Below are 20284 nucleotides of genomic sequence, written 5' to 3'. Positions count from 1 at the left end.
ACTTCGTGGTGAACGTGAACGCGGTAGAACTTGCCGGGTGTACCGGTGAACGTTCCCTTGCCGTTTTTATCGAGGGTGACCGACGTCTTTTCGCCGCTATCGCTGGCAATCACATCGACCTGAATATTCCCCACGGGAATGTCATAAACCGATTCAAACTTGCTCTCGATCTCTAGCTCTCCACCCTTCGGGCATTGCACCACGGAGGAGAAAAAATCGTCGTCGCCACTGCTCACCGCAGTGCTGGCATTGCCGAAACTTATGATTCGCTCCATACCCATCAACGAAGGCAAATCAGCCGCGTGACTGGCCTTGTCGGCGGCCCGGTTGAACCAGTACTTGAGCTGTTCGCGATAGAGCGAAAGGGTGTTCGGGAAACTGTCGAGTTCCTGCTCGATGCGGGGGACGTGCTCCATCAACGCCCCGAAAAATACGAAGTTGCTGGAGTAAAGGAGTCGAACATGAGCAATCCCTGGCGCAGAAAATTAGGCGCGGGGACTTTGCGGGGGATCGATCAGGAAAGAAGTCGGGAAAGGTGGAAATGGATGTAGGGTAATTCCCTGAGTCATGGCGACTAAATAACGATCAGCGAAGCGGCCCCAAATTCTGCAATCGCATTGCATCTGACTTATCGCGCTGGATGGTTTCACGACGGCTGCGCAGACGAACGGGAGCAAGCTCGCTCCCACAGGGTATCTGCCATGAATTGAGTGCGGCCATCCGCCGCGTCGCCCTTACTGTTTCTCATCCGCAGGTGTATCGTATTCGCCTTTTACAGGCCCACGGGCCAGTCGCTGATACGTGAGGTAGTTGAGTTCATGTCCTTTACCCGTCGCCAAATCCTCGGTGGCCTGGCCGGTCTTGTTGTCGTTGGTGTCGGAGCGGGGGGCGCGTCGCGGTACTGGTTGGGCAAGATGGCCGACGCCGACGCGGGCCACGACTACGAGCTGATCGCCGCACCGCTGGACGTTGAACTGGTGGCCGGGCACAAGACCGAAGCCTGGGCGTTCGGCCCGTCGGCGCCGGGCACCGAGTTGCGCGTGCGTCAGGGCGAATGGCTGCGGGTACGTTTCATCAACCACCTGCCGGTGGCGACCACCATTCACTGGCACGGCATTCGCCTGCCGCTGGAAATGGACGGCGTGCCCTACGTCTCGCAGCTTCCAGTGCTGCCGGGCGAATACTTCGACTACAAATTCCGCGTGCCCGACGCCGGCAGCTACTGGTATCACCCGCATGTGAACAGCAGCGAAGAACTCGGTCGCGGGCTGGTCGGCCCGTTGATCATCGAAGAGCGCGAGCCTACCGGCTTCAAGTACGAAAAGACTGTGAGCCTCAAGAGCTGGCACGTCGATGAAGAGGGCGCTTTTGTCGCGTTCAGTATTCCTCGCGAAGCGGCCCGTGGTGGCACGGCGGGGCGCCTGTCGACCATCAATGGCGTCTCGCAAGCGGTGATCGAATTGCCCGCCGGGCAGATCACCCGGGTGCGCCTGCTCAACCTCGATAACACCCTGACCTACCGACTCAACATCCCTGGCGTCGAAGCGCAGATCTACGCGCTGGACGGTAACCCCATCGAACCGCGCCCGTTGGGCAAGGAATACTGGCTCGGCCCGGGCATGCGCATTTGCCTGGCGATCAAGGCACCGCCGGCCGGTGAAGAGCTGTCCCTGCGCAACGGACCGGTTCGCCTTGGCACGTTCCGTTCGGTGGCGAACACCGATGCACCGACCGAATGGCCGCCCGCGCTGCCCGCCAACCCGGTGGCCGAGCCGGACCTGGCCAATGCCGAGAAACTCAACTTCAATTTCGAATGGGTAGGCTCGGTGTCGGTGAATGTCGACAATGGCAAGCCGCCGAGCCTGTGGCAGATCAACGGCAAGGCCTGGGACATCACCGATAAAACCTGCGCCGACCGCCCGATTGCCAAGCTCGAGAAGGGCAAGAGCTACATTTTCGAATTGAAAAACATGACTCAGTATCAACACCCGATTCATCTGCACGGCATGAGCTTCAAGGTCATCGCCTCGAACCGGCACAAGGTCATACCGTACTTCACTGACACCTACTTGCTGGGCAAGAACGAACGCGCGCAAGTGGCGCTGGTGGCGGATAACCCTGGGATCTGGATGTTCCACTGCCATGTGATCGATCACATGGAAACCGGCCTGATGGCCGCCATCGAGGTGGCCTGATGCGTCAGATACGTCCCATCGCAATCATCGACCGCAGCCGAGATCGTGACTTCATGCGCGAAGCCCTGACCCTGGCCGCCCAAGGCGCGGCGCTGGGTGAAGTGCCGGTGGGCGCGGTGCTGGTGCAGGACGGTGAAATCATCGGTCGGGGTTTCAACTGCCCAATCAGCGGCAACGACCCGAGTGCTCACGCCGAGATGGTCGCGATCCGCGCGGCGGCGTTGGCCGCCAGCAACTATCGTCTGCCCGGCAGCACGCTGTACGTGACGCTTGAGCCGTGCAGCATGTGCGCCGGGCTGATCGTGCATTCGCGGATTGCGCGAGTGGTGTATGGGGCGCTGGAGCCGAAGGCCGGGATTGTGCAGAGTCAGGGGCAGTTTTTTACCCAGGGATTTTTGAATCACCGGGTGCTGTACGAAGGCGGAGTGTTGGCCGAGGAGTGCGGGGCGGTGTTGAGCGAGTTCTTCAAGGCCCGAAGAACCAAACCAACAGACTAAACACCGAACTAATGTGGGAGCGGGCTTGCTCGCGAATGCGGATTAACATTCAACAGACATGTCGACTGATCCACCGCTTTCGCGAGCAAGTCGAATCGTCGCACCGCCGCTCCCACATGTTGATCTCCTTCGGTCAGGAGATCGGGGGTTTACTTGCGGGCGACGATGACGGCACGCATCGGCGCCGGCAGCCCTTCAACCGTCTTGCTGTGATCTTCCGGGTCAAGGAAATCGCTCAACGACTGATACTTCATCCACTCCGTCCCGCGCTGTTCCTCGACCGTCGTCACGCTCACGTCCACACAGCGAACATCCGTGAACCCGGCGCGACGCAGCCACAGCTCCAGCGCCGGTACCGACGGCAGGAACCACACGTTGCGCATCTGCGCATAACGGTCTTCCGGTACCAGCACCTGCTGCTGATCGCCCTCGATCACCAGCGTCTCCAGCACCAATTCACCGCCCTTGACCAGGCAATCCTTCAGCGCCAGCAAATGCTCGATCGGTGAACGACGGTGATAAAACACGCCCATGGAAAACACCGTGTCAAAGCCTTCCAGATTCGGCGGCAGATCTTCGAAGGGAAACGGCAGGTGCCAGGCATTGGGTTCGGACAGGTAACGCTGCACCGCCTGGAACTGACAGAAGAACAGCCAGTTCGGGTCAACACCAATCACACTGTCGGCCCCGGCACCGAGCATGCGCCACATGTAATAGCCATTGCCGCAGCCGACATCGAGGATGCGTTTACCCTTCAGATCCAGATGCGGTGCAACCCGCGACCACTTCCAGTCCGAACGCCATTCAGTGTCGACGTGCACGCCAAACAGGTCGAACGGCCCTTTGCGCCAGGGTGACAAACCCATCAGCGCGGTGCGCATTTGAGCGCGGGTTTCGTCGTCGCAATCGGTGTCCAGCGTCAGACCGTTGAGCAAATCAACTTCGCTCGGCTGGATCTTCGGTAAGGCGTCCAGCGCACTCTGCCAACGCTCCAGATCGCCGTGACCCTTTTCCATTTTCTTGTCGAGCTGACGCTGCAGAGTGTTGGCCCAGTCGGCCAGCGGCGTGCCGGCCAAACGGCGGGCGAGGGGGGACAGATCAATCATGGCAAGGCAATCAACGAGGCAAAGTTAAGACACTGGAACCACGGCACGACTTTCGAGAACCCGGCGGCCAGCAGGCGCTCGCGGTGTTCTTCGAGGCTGTCGGGCTTCATGACGTTTTCGATGGCGCTGCGCTTCTGGGCGATTTCCAGTTCGCTGTAGCCGTTGGCGCGTTTGAACGCGACATGCAGGTCAGTGAGCAGCGCATGTTCTTCGAGGTCGTTGAAGCGCAGCTTCTCCGACAGAATCAGCGCGCCACCGGGCAACAGCGATTGGCGGATACGCGAGAGCAACGCGGTGCGCTGCTCCGGGGCGATGAATTGCAGGGTGAAGTTCAGCGCCACCACCGAGGCTGGCTGGAATTCGAGGGCCAGGATGTCGCCTTCGATCACTTCGACCGGCAGCAACTCCTGGAACATCGAGTCCTGACCGTTGAGGTATTCGCGGCAGCGTTCGACCATCGCCGCCGAGTTATCCACAGCGATGACGCGGCAGCCGTCGGTGCGTACGTGTCGGCGCAAGGCCTGGGTTACGGCACCGAGGGACGAACCCAGGTCGTAAAGCACGCTGTTTGGCTGGGCGAACTGCGCGGCGAGCACGCCAAGGTTTTCAACGATGGTCGGATAACCCGGCACCGAGCGCTTGATCATGTCCGGAAACACCCGCACCACGTCCTCGTTGAAGGCGAAGTCAGGCACCTGGGCCAAAGGCTGGGCGAAAAGGCGATCGGGTTCTTTGCTCACGGCGGTTCCAGCGGCTTAGGTGGAAAAGGCTGGCATTTTAGCCAAATTGACGGGGGGATGCGCGGGTTGTCTGATAAACCACCTGACAGGATCCAAGGTCTGCTTCTTCAGTGACACCGCTATCGCGAGCAAGCTCGCTCCCACAAGTACAGCGCTATCCCTGTGGGAGCGAGCTTGCTCGCGATGAATTCAGCGCGGTTTTTGGCCGAACGCCGACGCCGCAATCCCCCATTGCCCCAACCAATAGCTGAGGATGATCACATAAGGCGCCGCATCGAACGGCGCAACAAAGCGACTGATGCCAATCACGCTGTCGGAAAACACAAACGCCACCGCACCTGCCGCCGCCAGCAGCGCCGAGCGTTTGGGCACTTCGGTCCCGAGCCGAGCCAGCGCCCGCCAGAGCATCGCGCTAATGGCCAACCCGTAAACAATCACCGGAATCAGTAACGGGCCCAGTCCGTGGGAAATCAAAATCCCCAACAGTACCGCGCCAACACCCAAGGCAATCACCAATGGCAACAGCGCCAACCGCCGGCAATCGCTCAAGTAGGCTTTCAGATACGCCAAGTGGGCGACCAAAAACGCCCCAAGACCAAACACAAACAAATCCACCGGCCACGCCAGCAACACATCGCCGAGCAGGGAGGAAATCAATCCAAGGCTGATCCAGCGCCGATATTCGCTGGGCGGTGCGTCATGCAACCAGCCGAGCAAGGCCAGAACCGGCAATGGCTTGACCAGCAGGCAGAGCAACGCAGCATGCACGCTGACGCCGTAGAGGAACGTCACCGCGCCCATCAGCGCCAGAATCAGCCAGCCCACGATCAGTTAACCGAGATTGCGCAGTCGAAGGTTTCCACGGCCGGGACTTCCGGTGCCCAGGGTTGTGAGTAGGTCAGGCGCAAACGGCCCGTGCCAGCGGCGAAGGACTGGAAGCGCCAGGTCGAGAGGCCGGCGCTGCCAACGATCCCCGCGTCTTGCGGGTTGCTGTAGACCTCGGGGCTGAGCGCGCGCAATACGCCACCGGCCGAATCCTGGATAGCCCAGCGATAACCCGTGGTCGGGTTGCTCGGCAGGGTCAGAATCAGGTTTTGCCCGCTGTGCAGTTTTACCGGGCATTCGCTTTGTTTTTCCACGGTCACGTTCTGTTTCGGTTGCGTGGCGCACGCGGCCAGCAAGGAGAGGGCGAGGGGGACAAACAGGCGGGTGGGGGACATAAGGTCAGTGGCTCCGGCATTCACGACGAACGGCGAGCATAACTGAAGATGAGACAAAGTGTGACGGCAACGCCTGAGGTGGCCGAGAGTTGAGCGTCGTCAGTGCCGACGTCTTCGCGAGCAAGCTCGCTCCCACAGGGGACAGTGATAAACCTGTGGGAGCGAGCTTGCTCGCGATGGCGGTCGTATTGTCGCTACATCACCGTCAGAACAATATCTTCGCCACATCCGCAAAGCGCTTGGCGAAATGCACGGTAATCCCTTCCTTCAGATAATCCGGCAATTCTTCAAAGCTACCGCGGTTAGGCTCCGGCAGAATCAATTCGAAGATCTTCTGCCGCCGCGCCGCAATTACCTTTTCGCGCACGCCGCCAATCGGCAGTACATGCCCGGTCAGCGTCAGTTCGCCGGTCATGGCGATGCCTTTTTTAGGCGCCTGGTTTCGGGCGAGCGAGAGCAGGGCGCTGGCCATGGTCACGCCGGCACTCGGGCCGTCTTTCGGGGTGGCGCCTTCCGGGACGTGCAAGTGAACGAAAGCTTCGTCGAAGAACTTCGGATCACCGCCAAACGACTTCAGGTTGGAGCTGACGTAGCTGTAGGCGATTTCCGCCGACTCCTTCATCACATCGCCCAATTGCCCGGTGAGTTTGAAGCCACGATTCAGGGTGTGAATGCGCGTGGCTTCGATCGGCAAGGTCGCGCCGCCCATGCTGGTCCAGGCCAGCCCGGTGATGACCCCGGTACCGGACAGCACTTGCTCGTTACGGAATACCGGATGGCCGAGTGAGGACTCGAGGTCTTTCGGGCCGAGCTTGATCACCGCTTTCGGCTCGTCGATCAGTTTCACAACGGCTTTGCGCACCAGTTTGCCCAGTTGTTTTTCCAATTGCCGCACCCCCGCTTCACGGGCGTAACCGTCGATCAACGCTTTGAGGGCGCTGTCGCTGATGCTCAGGCTGCCTTTGGACACGCCGGCCTTTTCCAGTTGCTTGGGCCACAGGTGACGTTTGGCGATGGCGATTTTTTCTTCGGTGATGTAACCCGACAGGCGAATAATTTCCATCCGGTCCAGCAACGGGCCGGGAATTGAATCCAGGGTGTTGGCGGTGCAGATGAACAGCACTTTCGACAGGTCCAGACGCAAGTCCAGGTAGTGGTCGAGGAATTCGACGTTCTGTTCCGGGTCGAGGGTTTCCAGCAGTGCCGAGGCCGGGTCGCCCTGGTAGCTTTGGCCCATCTTGTCGATCTCGTCGAGCATGATCACCGGGTTCATCACTTCGACATCTTTCAACGCATGGACGAGTTTGCCCGGTTGCGCGCCGATGTAGGTGCGGCGGTGGCCCTTGATCTCGGCTTCGTCGCGCATGCCACCGAGGCTGAAGCGGTAGAACGGCCGACCGAGGGATTCGGCGATGGATTTACCGACACTGGTTTTACCTACGCCCGGCGGGCCGACCAGCAGCACGATGGAGCCGCTGATCTCGCCTTTGTAGGCCCCGACGGCGAGGAACTCGAGGATGCGGTCCTTGATGTCGTCGAGGCCGGCATGGTGTTTGTCCAGCACCTTGCGTGCGTGCTTGAGGTCAAGTTTGTCCTCGCCGTACACGCCCCACGGCACTGAGGTTGCCCAGTCGAGGTAGTTGCGGGTGACCGCGTACTCCGGCGAACCGGTCTCGAGGATCGACAGCTTGTTCATTTCCTCTTCGACGCGTTTTTGCGCCTGAGCGGGCAGAACCTTGCCTTCCAGGCGCTGTTCGAACTGCTCGATGTCGGCGCTGCGGTCGTCCTTGGTCAGGCCCAGCTCTTGCTGGATGACCTTGAGTTGTTCCTTAAGGAAGAACTCGCGCTGATGCTCGCCGATCTTGCGGTTAACTTCGGCGGAGATTTCTTTCTGCAGGCGCGCGACTTCGACTTCCTTGCGCAACATCGGCAGGACTTTTTCCATGCGCTTGAGCATTGGCACGCAGTCGAGCACTTCTTGCAGGTCGCTGCCGGTGGCCGAAGTCAGTGCGGCGGCGAAGTCGGTCAGCGGCGATGGGTCGTTGGGGCTGAAACGGTTGAGGTAGTTCTTCAGCTCTTCGCTGTACAGCGGGTTGAGCGGTAGCAGTTCCTTGATCGCATTGATCAGCGCCATGCCGTAAGCCTTGACCTCGTCGGTCGGCTCGGTGGGCTGGTGCGGGTATTCGACTTCTACCAGGTACGGCGGGCGATGGTGTTTGAGCCAGGTGCGGATGCGCACGCGAGTCAGGCCTTGGGCGACGAATTGCAGTTTGCCGTTTTCGCGACTGGCGTGGTGCACCTTGACCAGGGTGCCGTAGAGCGGCAGGGCCGAGGTATCAAAATGGCGCGGATCTTCCTGGGGCGTGTCCATGTAGAACAGGGCCAGGGAGTGGTGATCGGATTTGCTCACCAGGTCGAGGGTTTCGGCCCACGGTTCTTCATTGACGATGACCGGCAGCACTTGGGCCGGGAAGAACGGGCGGTTGTGGATCGGGATGATGTAGACCTTGTCCGGCAGGTTCTGGCCTGGCAGGGCGAGGCCTTTGCCGGTGGAGGGGTGTTCGGCGTTCTCTGGGTCGGCGTATTCGCTCGGGTCTTCGGGGAATTCTTGCTGGTCGCTCATGGGGCACCTGCGCAATTGGGTATGGGTGTTAGATGGGGCAGGTGGGGGGGGGTTTCAATGGCGATGGATATTTCAGGGTGTGTTCAGGATTTTGACAGGTCATTGCCCGATAGGACGTGCGTCTCGTCTTCAGTTTTTTCATTCGTGGTCGATAACCTATACAGAAGCTAACTTGTTGCATAAGTTTTGGCCGGACGAGCGGTCATCTGTCATGTACTATTCAGTGATGGCACTTAGCCTTAATTCAGGCATCATCCCCTTCGTGTCGGGCTTCAGTACGATCCTATCGCCAAGGCAGGCCATTTCGACTCCCTGACTTTTTTGGAAGCCTCATGGCCCGTTTGATTTCTGCTTTATTCATAGCCGCAGCGCTCTGTCTCATTGGTTTGGCCAATGCCGCGCCGCTGCAAATCCAGATGCATGATCAAAATGGCAAATCCCTGGCCGATGCGGTCGTCACCCTGCAAGGTCCGGTCGGTCTGCCGGTGGGCGCGCTCAAGGCCGACATGGACCAGCGCAGTCAGCAATTCGCGCCCCACGTGCTGGCGGTGCACACCGGCACGCCGATCAAATTTCCCAACAGCGACAACATCCGCCATCAGGTCTATTCGTTTTCGCCGGCCAAGCGCTTTGAACTGCGGCTGTACGAAGGCACGCCGTCCGACCCGGTGCTGTTCGACAAACCTGGCGTGGTGGTGCTCGGCTGCAACATTCACGACTGGATGCTCGGCTACGTCTATGTCACCGATGACCCGCGTTTCGGAGTGACCGACGCCCAAGGCCAATTGACCCTCGACGCGCCGGCCGGGGTTTATCACGCCACCCTCTGGCACCCGCAAGCCTCGGGGATGCAACCGGTCGACGGCGGCGAAGTAAAAATCGCTGCGGCCGGCCTCACGCAGGCCTTCGCCCTGACCATAGAGGCCCAGGCCGAGCAAACCCCGACCGCGCCGGCACCGAGTGCCTTTGGCGATGCCTTTAAGCGAGCCGCCCATGAAACTACGCAGTAGCTTTCAGGCGCGGGTCGCCTGTGTCCTGATTCTGCTGTTGCTGGTGGTGGTCGGCGCGCTGTACTTCAGCGTGAAGGCGGCGACCAACTCGGCGGTGCGCGGCCAGGCCAGTGCGCAATTGGAAGTCGGCACACGGGTATTCGAACGGTTACTGGAAGTGCGGGGCCGACGGCTGGCCGACGGCGCGCAGTTGCTCGCGGCGGATTTCGGTTTTCGCGAAGCGGTGGCCAGCGGCGACGCGGCGACCATGGCCTCGGTGCTGCTCAACCATGGCAAACGCATCAATGCCAGCGACATGATTTTGCTGGGCATGGACGGCAAGGTCCTGGCCAGCACCCTCGATGACGTCGTCGAAGGTACGCCGTTCCGCTACGACCAAGCCTTGCGAGAAGCCCGACGCACGCAACAGACCATGGTGATCGTGCCGTTGCAGGGCAAACCGCATTTGTTGGTGGAAGCCATGGTGCTGGCGCCGCTGCCGATCGCTCGGGTGGTCATGGGGTTCAGCATGGACGCAAGTTGGGCGGCTGAATTGCAGTCGCTGACCAACCTTGAAGTGTCGTTCCTCACCGTCGATCGCCAGCACGTCGGCGAGTTGGTTAGCACCCAGCCCAGTGCCATGAACGACAGCCTCATGCGATTAATGCTCGGCAGTCGGCAGGGCAGCCAGGTGCAGTTGAGTGAGCTTCACGATCAGAATTTCCTCGGCCAGTCGTTGATGCTGGCGAGTGCTCCGCAAGGCAGCGATAACCAGGTGATCGCGCTGTTGCAAAGTCCGCTGGATGTAGCGATGCAAGCCTTCGCGCCGCTGGATGAAAAGATCCTCGGCATTGCCTTGGTGGCGTTGCTCGGCTCGCTGGCCGGCGCCTTGTTACTGGCCCGTGGTGTGTCGCAACCGGTGCGCGCGCTGGCCGAGGCCGCCGAGCGGATTGGTCAGGGCGATTACCAGACGCCGGTCAGCCTCAAGCGCAGCGATGAACTGGGCCTGCTCGCCACGGCGTTCAATTCCATGCAAAGCGGCATCGCCGAGCGTGAACTGCAACTGGCCCACAACGCTTTGCACGACCCACTCACCGGCCTGCCCAATCGCACGCTGGCGATGGAACGCTTGGGCAGTGCGATCTCCGCACAACGACCGATGGCGCTGGTGTACATGGGCATCGATAACCTGCGGGCGATCAACGAAACCGCTGGCCCTGAGTCGGTCGATCAACTACTGCGCCAGACCGGCGAACGCCTGCAAGTCGCGCTGCGCCCCGGCGATACCGTGGCGCATTTGATTGCCGATGAATTCCTGTTGTTACTCGACGGTATGGACAGTGACGCCGCTGTGGCGGTGGCCGATCAGCTTCAACAATTGTTGCTCAAGCCCCAACGCATCAACGGCCATGACCTGATGCTTGAGTGTCGTATGGGCATCGCGGCCTATCTCGTGGATGGCTTGAGCGCGCACACCTTGCTGGAGCGCGCCGCGATTGCGATGAAAGACGCGGCGCAATTGCCCGGTCGCCTGCAAATCTACGAACAGGGCCGTGACCTCGTACATCGCCGCCAGATCACCCTGATCCGTGACTTGCGCCACGCCGCAAGCAATGGCGAATTCCTGCTGCATTACCAGCCCAAACTCGACATCAGCAAAGGCCATGTACGCCAGGCAGAAGCCTTGCTGCGCTGGCAGCATCCGCAATTTGGCATGGTCTCGCCGGCAGAATTCATTCCCTTGGCCGAGCGCACCGGCAGCATTCAAACGTTGACTAATTGGGTGATCGGCGAAGGCATGCGCCAGCTCTCGGAATGGAATCGCCGGGGCCTGCGTTTGCAGCTGTCGCTGAACATTTCTGCCGATGACTTGCTCAGTGATGACCTGGCCGAGCGGGTCTCGGCGCTGTTGCGGGTTTATCGCTTGCCGGCTGAACAATTGATTTTCGAAATCACCGAAAGCGCGGTCATGCGTGAACCGGAGCGAGCCCTGAAAGTGCTGCATCAGTTGCGTGATTGCGGCATCAGTTTGTCGGTGGATGACTTCGGCACCGGTTACTCATCGCTGGCTCACCTCAAGCGTTTGCCGGTGCAAGAGTTGAAGATCGATCAGTCCTTCGTTCGCGATCTGGATGAAACCAGCGAGGACGCGGTGATCGTTCGTTCGACCATCGAAATGAGCCATAACCTGGGACTCAAAGTGGTGGCCGAGGGCGTTGAATATGCCCACAGCCTGCGTTTGCTCGAACGCTGGCAGTGCGACACGGCGCAGGGTTATCTCATCAGTCGCCCGCTGAGCGCGGCGGCGTTCGAAGCTTGGGTGGCTTTGCCCCTGAGCGCTCAAACTTCCATGGTTCATTGATTCATGACTTCACGTTTTTCCCTGTTGCTCGGCTGTCTCGTCGGCCTGACCCTGCAAACCGCCGTGGCCGATAACGGTCGTCTGATCGCCACCGGCGGCGCCAGCAGCCTCGAAGGTACGGCGGGCGGTGGCATCACGCCGTGGGCGGTGCTCGCCGGTTATGGCGAAAAGAATGAGTGGGGCGCCACGGCGTTCGCCACCACCGTCAACCTGCCGGACTATCGGCTGGATGTGGCGGGTCTCGCGTTGGCCTATGACAACCGCGTTGAATTGTCCTTTGCCCGGCAACGCTTTGATCTCGGTTCGTTGGTGCACAAGCTGAACCTGCCGGAAGACAGCCTCGGACAGGACGTGCTTGGGGTGAAGGTTCGGCTGTTTGGCGACGTGATCTACGACGACTTGCCGCAGGTTTCGTTGGGACTGGAATACAAACATCAGCGTGATTTTTTGATCCCCAGCCTGGTTGGCGCCAAGCGTGACAGCGATACCGAAGGTTATCTGGCCGCCAGTCGTTTGTTCATGGGCGCAGCGTTTGGCTACAACCTGTTGGTCAATGGCAGCTTGCGTTACAGCCGTGCGAACGAGTTGGGGTTGCTGGGGTTTGGCGGTGATCGTCGCGACTCGCGCAGCCTGTTGAAAGAAGGTTCGGTCGCGGTGCTGTTCAATCCGCGTTGGGCGGTGGGCGTTGAGTATCGAGAGAAACCAGACAACCTGTCGTTCTCCGGGGAAAGCGATTGGGCGGACCTGTTTATCGGCTATTTCCCCAACAAGCATGTCTCGGTGGTGTTGGCCTACGCTCGGCTCGGCGAAATCGCCACGCTGGATAACCAGAACGGCACGTATCTGTCGATCCAGGGGAGTTTCTGATGCGGATTTCTCCTCTGATTCTGGCGCTGCTGTTGAGTGCCTGCGTACAGCAACCGCCCAAGGACGACAGCCTCTACCGCGACCTCGGCGAGCGTCCGGGGATCACTCGGATTGTTGAAGGCATGTTGCTGAAAATCGCCAGGGATGAACGCATCGTCGAGCGTTTTCGCAAGATTGATATCCAGCGCCTGCGGGACAAACTGATCGAACAGTTCTGCGTCGAAGCGGGCGGCCCTTGTGTGTACACCGGCGACAGCATGGCCGAGAGTCACAAGGGTCAGAACGTCAGCCGCAGCGACTTCAATGCACTGGTCGAAGACCTTATCGCCGCGATGGATGAACAGGGCATCAGCGTCCCCGTACAAAACTGCTTGATCGCCAGACTGGCACCCATGCGCCCTGACGTGATTGAGAAATAACACCGATTCGCATGCGATCCCTGTAGATACTCTGTTCACGGTCAAGCTTTCGCGAGCAAGCTTCGCTCTTACAAGGGATTGCGTTCATGCCCGGTCAGCACAAAAAAGGCGACCCCCTCACAGGAGTCGCCTTTCCTTTAACCGCCGCTAAAACTTACTCGGACAGTTTGTACGCAATCACGTAGTCACCTTGCTTGGTGCCCAGCGACCCATGACCGCCCGCAACAACGAGCACGTATTGCTTGCCGTCCTTGCCGGTGTAGGTCATTGGCGTGGTTTGCGCGCCTGCTGGCAGGCGGCCTTCCCACAGTTGCTTGCCGTTTTTCACGTCGTAGGCGCGCAGGTACTGGTCGAGGGTGCCGCTCAGGAAACCAACGCCGCCAGCAGTGACGAAGGTACCGCCCAGGCTAGGCACGCCCATGCTCAACGGAATCGGAACCGGCGAGCTGTCGCGCACGGTGCCGTTTTTGTGTTTCCAGATGATTTTGCTGGTGGTCAGGTCGACCGCTGTCACGTAACCCCAGGCTGGTGCCTGGCACGGCAGGCCCAGTGGCGAGAGCAGGGGTTCGAGGATGACGCCGTATGGCGCGCCTTTGTTCGGCTGCACGCCTTCGGTTTCGCTTTTACGCGGGCCTTGGGCAGCGATTTCGGCGGCCGGGATCATTTTCGATTTGAACGCCATGTAGTCCGGGTTCATGAAAGCAATCTGACGCACCGGGTCAACCGAGATGCCGCCCCAGTCGAACACGCCGAAGTTGCCTGGATAAACGATCGAACCTTGCAGCGATGGCGGCGTGAACGGGCCGTCGTAGCGCATGGATTTGAAGTCGATCCGGCAGATCAGTTGGTCGAACGGGGTGACGCCCCACATGTCGCGTTCTTTCAGCGGCGGTGGCATCAGGTTCAGGTCGGATTTCGGTTGGGTTGGCGAGGTGTGATCACCTTCAACAGCGCCTTGTGGCACCGGCACTTCGTTGATCGGCACGATGGCCTTGCCGGTGCTGCGGTCCAGCACGTAGATGCTGCCTTGCTTGGTGGACGCGAGTACCGCTGGTTTCACACCGTCTGCGGTTTTCAGGTCCATCAGGGTTGGCTGGCCGCCGACGTCCATGTCCCAAAGGTCGTGGTGGGTGAACTGGAAGTGCCAGCGCACTTTACCGGTGGCGATGTCGAGGGCGGTCAGGCCGGCGGCGTGCAATTCCGATTCAGGGGTGCGAGCGCCACCGAACTGATCCGGGGTCTGGTTGCCCATCGGCAGGTAAAGCATGCCGAGTTTTTCGTCAACGGCGAACATGGACCACATGTTCGGCGAGTTGCGGGTGTAGACCTTGCCTTCGGCAATCGGTGTGGTGTCGTCCGGGTTGCCGCTGTCCCAGTTCCACACCAGTTTGCCGGTGTGCACGTCGAACGCGCGGATCACGCCGCTTGGCTCGTCGGTGGAGACGTTGTCGGTGACGTGGCCGCCAATCACCACCAGGTCTTTAGTCACGGCTGGTGGCGAGGTGGAGTAGTAACCGCCGGCGTTGAAGCCGCCGATGTTGGCGCTCAGGTCTACCTGGCCTTTGTTGCCGAAGTCTTCGCACATCTTGCCGGTGTCGGCGTCGAGGGCGATCAGACGGGTGTCGGCAGTCGGCAGGAAGATCCGGCGTGGGCAGACGTTGCTGACCGGCGCAGGGTTGGCTGTGCCGGTCGGGCTTTGCTCGGAGGCGTAAGTGGCGTCATCGTGATACGTCACGCCACGGCAGGTCATGTGCGCCCAACCCTTGAAGTTCGCCGCGTTTTGCGTGGAGAGCTTCGGATCGAAACGCCAGATTTCCTTGCCGGTGTCCGGGTCCAGCGCGATCACCTGGCTGTGCGGCGTGCAGACGTAGAGCATGCCGTTGACTTTCAGCGGGGTGTTTTCGGCAGTGGTTTCACCCGGGTCGTTCGGCCCTGGCAGGTCTCCAGTGCGGTAGGTCCAGGCTGGAACGAGCTTGTTCGCGTTCTGCGGGGTGATCTGTGCCAGTGGCGAGTAACGGTCGCCATGGGCGCTGCGGCCGTAGGAGTTCCAGTCACCGTCGGGCATGGCCGGGGCGGTGTTGGTCATGCCCGGCACGCTGTCGCGGTCCAGTTGACCTTTGATTTCACCGGGGTTGGTGAATTGGCTGGCCAGCGCGGCAACACCGGCAATCGCCACCGCAGCGCTCAGGGCACCTGTGCCGACCGGATTGAATTCACCGCGATGCAGTGGGCGGCGGACCCACGGCAGCAGCATGACGATACCGATGGCAAACAACATCGCCAGACGCGGTACGAGTTGCCACCAATCGAGGCCGACTTCCCACAGGGCCCAGACGGTACTGGCGAACAGCACCACTGCGTACAGGCCCAGCGCAGAGCGGCGGGCAGCAATCAGCAGCCCCCCGGTCAGCGCCAGGCCGATACCGGCCAGCAGGTAATACAGCGAGCCGCCGAGCATGCTCAGCTTGATCCCCCCGGCCAGCATGGCCAGGCCCATTAGCAGAAGCAGGATACCGAGCAGGCTCGGCAGCAGACGGCTTCGACTCAAAGCACCATCAGTGCTCATAGTGTGGTTCTCCGTGACGTTTTAAGTAGTCCCGCGCAAGTTCACTGTAGATGACGATCCGGTGCGGGCAGGGTTCATGTAAAAAGTGTTTGGACGCCGCATTCCCTGTGGGGGCGAGCTTGCTCGCGATAGCGGCCTCGCATTCAGCATTGATGTCGACTGACACTCCGCCATCGCGAGCAAGCTCGCTCCCACAGGTTTTGCGTGATTCTTAGAACGACGACTGGACCTTGATCCCGCCAATCAGCGCGTCATCGACCTGGTCCACGCCATCGGGGTGGCGGATGTATTGCAGGTTCGGGCGCACGGTCAGCCAGTTCGTGACGTGCACGCCGTAATAGAGTTCGGCGCTGTATTCGGTGTCCTGCGGTGGCAGGAAGGACGGGTCGTTGTAGTCGAAGACCGCGCGGGCCTGATTGGTCGCCTCGGCGTTCTTGCGATAGGCCGGGTTGACGTGGACGCGGGCCAGGGCGAAACCGATGTCGTCCTTGGCGCGTGCATCGAACAAGCCTTTGTAGACGACGCCCGCCTGGACATAGTTGTCGATGGCGTTGGTCTTCTTGTCGTGCATTGTGCCGTTGGCGAACACGCTCAGGCCGCGGGAGTTGTCGCTGGCGCGGCTGGTCAATTGCTGCTGCACACCGAGCCACACACCGTGTTTGCTCGACGCGCTGCGGTAAGCCTCGCCGCTCAGGGCTGCCGGCTGACCGTTGCTGTCCTTGTAAGCGTCGGTGGCGTTGGCACTGCTGTAGTAATAGCCAGCGCGGTATTCCCCCGGCAGGCCATTGAGTTTCGGCGACCACACCAGTTCCACCGGCAGAATCGCGCCCTGGGTGCCGCTGCCGCTGAGCTTGAAGCCATTGTCGCGATCAAGGTTCGACGGGTTTTGCTCGTAGGCGCCGACCTGCGCGTACAACTCCGGCGTCAGGTGATATTTGACCCGCATCGCCCATTGGCTGACCGGCCAGTTGTACCAGATGCCGCCGACCCAGTTGCCCACCTGCGAGCCGCAGAACGCGAGGTTCTGGAAGTCGCAGGGGAAGCTGTTGAAGTCTTCGCCTTCGCCGAAACGGCCGACCTTGATGTCGAGCTTTTGATCGAAGAATTTCTGCTGATACCACATCTGCGTCAGGCGCCATGTCTGCCCGCGGCCCCAGACTTCCTGAGCCGAGGTGAACCCGCCCACGCGCGGATCATTGATGCGGTCGTTGCTGATGTTATTGCCGTTGCGCTCGGTGATGGTCAGCTGAAATTCGGCGTCGTCCCAGCCCAGAATCTTCTGCAAGTCCATGTGGGTGCCGAGGCCAAACTGGTCGCTGTAGCGAGCGGTGCGATCGTGGTCGTAGCCGCCGTGCAGATTGCTGCCCATTTCGCCGGTGTAATCGACCTTGAAGTCGTAGCCTTTTTCCGAAAGTTCGGTGCGCGTGCCGTTCCAGTCGCCGAGCATCCACGGCGACTCGCTATCGAAGGCCGGAGCCGCCTGGGTGCAAGTGGCGAGGCCCAGCGCGGTGAGTCCGCCAATCAGGTTCAGGGCTTTTCGACCAGCAATAGTGGTTCGGACAGCGCTGTCTCGCGGAGTTTGAAGATAAGGCATAGGGGAAGTAATTCTTGGTCTTTTCTGGGGGGTGAACTGAAGCGGCAGTATGTCGCGGGCAGCGGAAGCGTTTCAGCTTGACGGGCGCAAGGATAATGTCCTGTTACAAATAGAGAAAGCGCTTTTAACGACATGGAGCGTTTCGGATTTGGTAACAGTCAGTGGAAAAGATCGCAGCCTCGTTTCACTCGACAGCTCCTACAGGTGAACGCATTCCAATGTAGGAGCTGTCGAGTGAAACGAGGCTGCGATCTTTTGTGTTTCACCTACATTTAACTGACCGCACACAGATCGCTTCCCCCCAACGAAGCCCTCGGCTAAGGTGCGCGGCTTCCCATTCTTTCACCGCTCGAAGGCCCGGCATGACCGAACAGAACAACAACCCGCTGCACGGCGTGACGCTGGAGCAAATCCTCAACGCGCTGGTTGAACACTACGAATGGTCGGGGCTGGCCGAGCGCATCGATATCCGCTGTTTCAAGAGTGATCCGAGCATCAAGTCGAGCCTGACGTTTCTGCGCAAAACCCCGTGGGCGCGGGAGAAGGTCGAGCGCTTGTACGTGAAGTTGATGCGCACCAAGCGCCCGGTCTGAACATGGTCAACCCACCGACGCCAGGTTCTGCCGCGCGGCGTCATGTTGTCGCCGTGGCTGCAGTGCTTGGCTGGGCGGGACTGAGCATTCAGTTGTACCTGATTTTCTACTCACGCTGGACGCTGGCGGCCAGTCTGCTCGGCGGGCTGATCAGCTTCTTCAGCTATTTCACCGTGCTGAGCAATACGCTGGTGGCGACCGTGCTGACGTGTGAGCTGACGTCCCGCGAGTCGGCAGCGCGCCGCTGGTTTTTGCAGCCGTGGGTGAGTAGTGGCATTGCCGTGAGCATCGCCGTGGTCGGCCTGGGGTACAACGTGTTGTTGCGCCATTTATGGCATCCGCAAGGCTGGCAATGGCTGGCCGATGAGCTGATGCATGACGTCATGCCCCTGCTGTTTCTGACTTATTGGTGGTGCTGTGTGCCGAAAGGCACGTTGCGACTGCGGCATATCGCTGCGTGGGTGATCTATCCAGTGGTGTATTTCGCGTATTCGTTGTGGCGCGGGCATCTGCTGGCGGTTTATCCCTATCCGTTCATTGATGTCGGCAAACTGGGTTATTCACAGGTGTTCGTGAATGCCGGAGGGCTGCTATTGGGTTTTGTGGCGATAGCGTTGTTGGTGGTTGGGCTGGATAGACGTCGTCGCCAATAAAATCGCCAGGATCGCAGCCTGCGGCAGCTCCTACAATGGATCGTCGTACACCCTGTAGGAGCTGCCGCAGGCTGCGATCTTTTAAGGTTTCACTCGTCGTCGCTGTCATCCGCCCGCCAGTAGCCGACGGCTTTGACGGACTGCTCGTTAAGCCCGTGCTCATCCAGCAATACCCGACGTATCTGCCGCGACACTTTGCTCTCGGTCGCCACCCAGGCGTATAGGTTGCCGCTGGGCACCTGCAGCTGCATTACGGTGTTCAGCAGGTTATTGCTGCCGCCTTCGCGCAGTACCCAGATCACATTGACCTGCGCCACGCTGTCGAGTTTTTGCTGCTCGGCACCGTTCTCCACTTCGATGATCACCAGTGCCCGGCGATTGGCCGCCAGGCCTTCCAGTCGACGAGCAATCGCGGGGATGGCCGTCTCATCGCCGATCAGCAGGTAGCTGTCGAAAATGTCCGGCACGATCATCGAACCCCGTGGCCCGCCGATGTGCAGGAACTGGCCGGGTTTGGCCTGTTCGGCCCAGGTCGAGGCGGGGCCGTCACCGTGCAGTACGAAGTCGATGTCCAGTTCCAGTGCGTCGAGGTCAATGCGCCGAGGGGTGTAATCACGCATGGCGGGCATCGGGCCGTTGTCTTTGCCGGCACCGAGTACCAGGGTTTCCAGCGCCGCCTGCTGCGCTTCATTCTGTGGGAACAGCAGTTTGACGTGGTCGTCCGTGCCGAGGCTGACGAAGCCTGCCAGCTCCGGGCCGCCCAGCGTTATGCGGCGCATGCGCGGCGTCAGGTCGACCACCCGCAACACTTCCAGACGACGGCGTTTGATCTCGTGGCTGACACGGTGAATGGTTTGTACGATCACTTCAGTCATTCGGCTTGCTCCTGAGCGGGTTGAACGACAGGGCCATCGACGATGGCTTTGGCGGTGTTGTTAAGCAGGTCGCGCACTCGCAGGATTTCTTCCGGGCTCCAGCGGCCGTGATGCATCTGCAGGGCATGACGCAAGTTGTGCACTGCTTCGTGAATCTCGGCGGGGCGGTCATGGCCGCGCAATGAGCGCTTGCTGACTTCGATGCGCATCCGCACACCATCCAGTGCGATCGCCTGTTCGCTTAACGACAGACGTCCGGCGTCGGTGATGCTATAGCGTTTTTTCCCGCCCTCGGCGTCGCCCAGGATCATCTCGCTTTCTTCAAGGAAGGTCAGGGTCGGGTAGATCACACCGGGGCTGGGGCTGTAGGCGCCGTCGAACATGCTTTCGATCTGGCGGATCAGGTCATAGCCGTGGCACGGCTGCTCGGCGATCAGCGCCAGCAGCAGCAGTTTCAGATCGCCTGGGGCGAAAACCCGCGGGCCTCGGCCACCCCGTTCGCGGCCGGGGCCTGGGCGTTTTTCGAAGCCGTCGCGGCCGTCGTTATGGTCGCGGTGTTGGGAATGATGGTCTCTCATTTTTCGCTGCTCTCGTCGTATTTAGATACAACTTAAGATATATCTTAAGCGCAGGGCAAGACGTTTTTTACAAGGGGCTGATCGGTGCCGACGGGCGGTCGGCGCGGTCAATGATGCAAATCACCAGGAAATATCACCGTACATAAGCTGATTTTGTCGCCGATACAGGAATTGTTTAATAGTTAAAGCTGTTGCTCTAATAATAGTTGAACTTATGCTCTAAAAATCCTGCAAGTCCATTGTTGTCTAGGCGAAGCCGCTGTATGGTTTTTTTAGTAAAACTGTATGTAGGCTGTAACTTACAGCCACTATTTGGTATTTGAGTTTTTTGTTTCTTTTTCCTTCTGCTCATGAGGTTGTTTAACTACGCGCTCATGGGAAGTTGCCTGCTTACTTTCCGGAACAAG

At 60.0% G+C, this 20284-nt stretch carries 18 protein-coding genes; 8 read left to right on the top strand and 10 right to left on the bottom strand.

All coding sequences use genetic code 11. The features are described from left to right. On the bottom strand, nt 1–416 hold a 416-nt coding region (locus CUN63_RS31665; RefSeq protein WP_165353236.1), incomplete at its 3' end, for a hypothetical protein. Nucleotides 417–818: 402 nt separating this feature from the next. Between CUN63_RS31665 and CUN63_RS06790 the strand changes: the two genes are divergently transcribed. After that, nucleotides 819–2195 (top strand): multicopper oxidase family protein, encoded by a 1377-nt coding sequence (locus tag CUN63_RS06790; RefSeq protein ID WP_129438138.1) that lies wholly within the window; start codon nt 819–821, stop codon nt 2193–2195. Next, the gene (tadA, locus tag CUN63_RS06785; protein ID WP_129438136.1) at nt 2195–2692 is read left to right on the top strand and encodes a tRNA adenosine(34) deaminase TadA; all 498 of its coding nucleotides are present in this window, start codon (nt 2195–2197) and stop codon (nt 2690–2692) included. Before CUN63_RS06790 ends, tadA begins: the two co-directional genes overlap by 1 nt. Before the next feature lie 149 nt (nt 2693–2841). Here the strand turns inward: tadA and cmoB are convergent, their stop codons facing one another. The 5 genes from cmoB to lon all read right to left on the bottom strand — a co-directional run bounded on the left by cmoB (nt 2842) and on the right by lon (nt 8381). Further along, entirely contained in the window at nt 2842–3798 is a 957-nt protein-coding gene (gene cmoB / locus CUN63_RS06780) for a tRNA 5-methoxyuridine(34)/uridine 5-oxyacetic acid(34) synthase CmoB (RefSeq protein ID WP_095131608.1), read from the bottom strand. After that, nucleotides 3795–4538: a carboxy-S-adenosyl-L-methionine synthase CmoA gene (gene cmoA / locus CUN63_RS06775; protein WP_054045323.1), complete on the bottom strand. Its 744-nt coding sequence runs from the start codon at nt 4536–4538 to the stop codon at nt 3795–3797. Before cmoA ends, cmoB begins: the two co-directional genes overlap by 4 nt. Nucleotides 4539–4727: 189 nt before the next feature. Continuing rightward, nucleotides 4728–5363 (bottom strand): lysoplasmalogenase, encoded by a 636-nt coding sequence (locus CUN63_RS06770; protein WP_178082657.1) that lies wholly within the window; start codon nt 5361–5363, stop codon nt 4728–4730. Nucleotides 5364–5365: 2 nt separating this feature from the next. After that, complete coding sequence (locus tag CUN63_RS06765; RefSeq protein WP_123368345.1) at nt 5366–5758, bottom strand: protease inhibitor I42 family protein; 393 nt, start codon at nt 5756–5758, stop codon at nt 5366–5368. Between the two features lie 205 nt (nt 5759–5963). Further along, nucleotides 5964–8381 carry an endopeptidase La gene (lon, locus tag CUN63_RS06760; protein ID WP_129438132.1) on the bottom strand — a complete coding sequence of 806 codons (2418 nt, stop codon included), beginning with the start codon at nt 8379–8381 and terminating at the stop codon, nt 5964–5966. Between the two features lie 332 nt (nt 8382–8713). On the opposite strand from lon, the gene CUN63_RS06755 reads away from it, so the two are divergent. The 4 genes from CUN63_RS06755 to CUN63_RS06740 are packed head-to-tail and all read left to right on the top strand — an operon-like array spanning nt 8714 to nt 13018. Then, nucleotides 8714–9391 (top strand): methylamine utilization protein, encoded by a 678-nt coding sequence (locus CUN63_RS06755; RefSeq protein WP_129438130.1) that lies wholly within the window; start codon nt 8714–8716, stop codon nt 9389–9391. Continuing rightward, nucleotides 9375–11732 (top strand): bifunctional diguanylate cyclase/phosphodiesterase, encoded by a 2358-nt coding sequence (locus CUN63_RS06750; RefSeq protein ID WP_129438128.1) that lies wholly within the window; start codon nt 9375–9377, stop codon nt 11730–11732. Before CUN63_RS06755 ends, CUN63_RS06750 begins: the two co-directional genes overlap by 17 nt. Nucleotides 11733–11735: 3 nt before the next feature. Next, complete coding sequence (locus CUN63_RS06745; RefSeq protein WP_129438126.1) at nt 11736–12599, top strand: DUF3034 family protein; 864 nt, start codon at nt 11736–11738, stop codon at nt 12597–12599. Beyond that, on the top strand, nt 12599–13018 hold the full coding sequence (locus CUN63_RS06740) for a group 1 truncated hemoglobin (protein WP_129438124.1): 420 nt from the start codon (nt 12599–12601) through the stop codon (nt 13016–13018). The genes CUN63_RS06745 and CUN63_RS06740 overlap by 1 nt, the downstream gene beginning before the upstream one ends. Before the next feature lie 154 nt (nt 13019–13172). Here the strand turns inward: CUN63_RS06740 and CUN63_RS06735 are convergent, their stop codons facing one another. Together CUN63_RS06735 and CUN63_RS06725 are read right to left on the bottom strand one after the other, a co-directional pair. Beyond that, nucleotides 13173–15584 carry a glucose/quinate/shikimate family membrane-bound PQQ-dependent dehydrogenase gene (locus CUN63_RS06735; RefSeq protein ID WP_129438122.1) on the bottom strand — a complete coding sequence of 804 codons (2412 nt, stop codon included), beginning with the start codon at nt 15582–15584 and terminating at the stop codon, nt 13173–13175. 211 nt (nt 15585–15795) lie between these two features. Next, entirely contained in the window at nt 15796–17178 is a 1383-nt protein-coding gene (locus CUN63_RS06725) for a carbohydrate porin (protein ID WP_165353235.1), read from the bottom strand. A 362-nt stretch (nt 17179–17540) separates the two neighbouring features. On the opposite strand from CUN63_RS06725, the gene CUN63_RS06720 reads away from it, so the two are divergent. Both CUN63_RS06720 and CUN63_RS06715 read left to right on the top strand, forming a co-directional pair. After that, the gene (locus tag CUN63_RS06720; protein ID WP_007944895.1) at nt 17541–17771 is read left to right on the top strand and encodes a VF530 family DNA-binding protein; all 231 of its coding nucleotides are present in this window, start codon (nt 17541–17543) and stop codon (nt 17769–17771) included. A 2-nt stretch (nt 17772–17773) separates the two neighbouring features. Next, the gene (locus tag CUN63_RS06715; RefSeq protein ID WP_129438120.1) at nt 17774–18424 is read left to right on the top strand and encodes a Pr6Pr family membrane protein; all 651 of its coding nucleotides are present in this window, start codon (nt 17774–17776) and stop codon (nt 18422–18424) included. A gap of 89 nt (nt 18425–18513) precedes the next feature. Here the strand turns inward: CUN63_RS06715 and CUN63_RS06710 are convergent, their stop codons facing one another. Both CUN63_RS06710 and CUN63_RS06705 read right to left on the bottom strand, forming a co-directional pair. Beyond that, complete coding sequence (locus CUN63_RS06710) at nt 18514–19299, bottom strand: siderophore-interacting protein (protein ID WP_129438117.1); 786 nt, start codon at nt 19297–19299, stop codon at nt 18514–18516. Beyond that, nucleotides 19296–19877, bottom strand: coding sequence for a PadR family transcriptional regulator (locus CUN63_RS06705; protein WP_129438115.1), 582 nt, complete (start codon nt 19875–19877; stop codon nt 19296–19298). The genes CUN63_RS06710 and CUN63_RS06705 overlap by 4 nt, the downstream gene beginning before the upstream one ends. Nucleotides 19878–20284: the final 407 nt, after the last annotated feature.

This window comes from Pseudomonas sp. ACM7 (assembly GCF_004136015.1).
GTDB lineage: Bacteria > Pseudomonadota > Gammaproteobacteria > Pseudomonadales > Pseudomonadaceae > Aquipseudomonas > Aquipseudomonas frigoris.
This window is presented reverse-complemented; position numbering and strand designations above follow the sequence as displayed.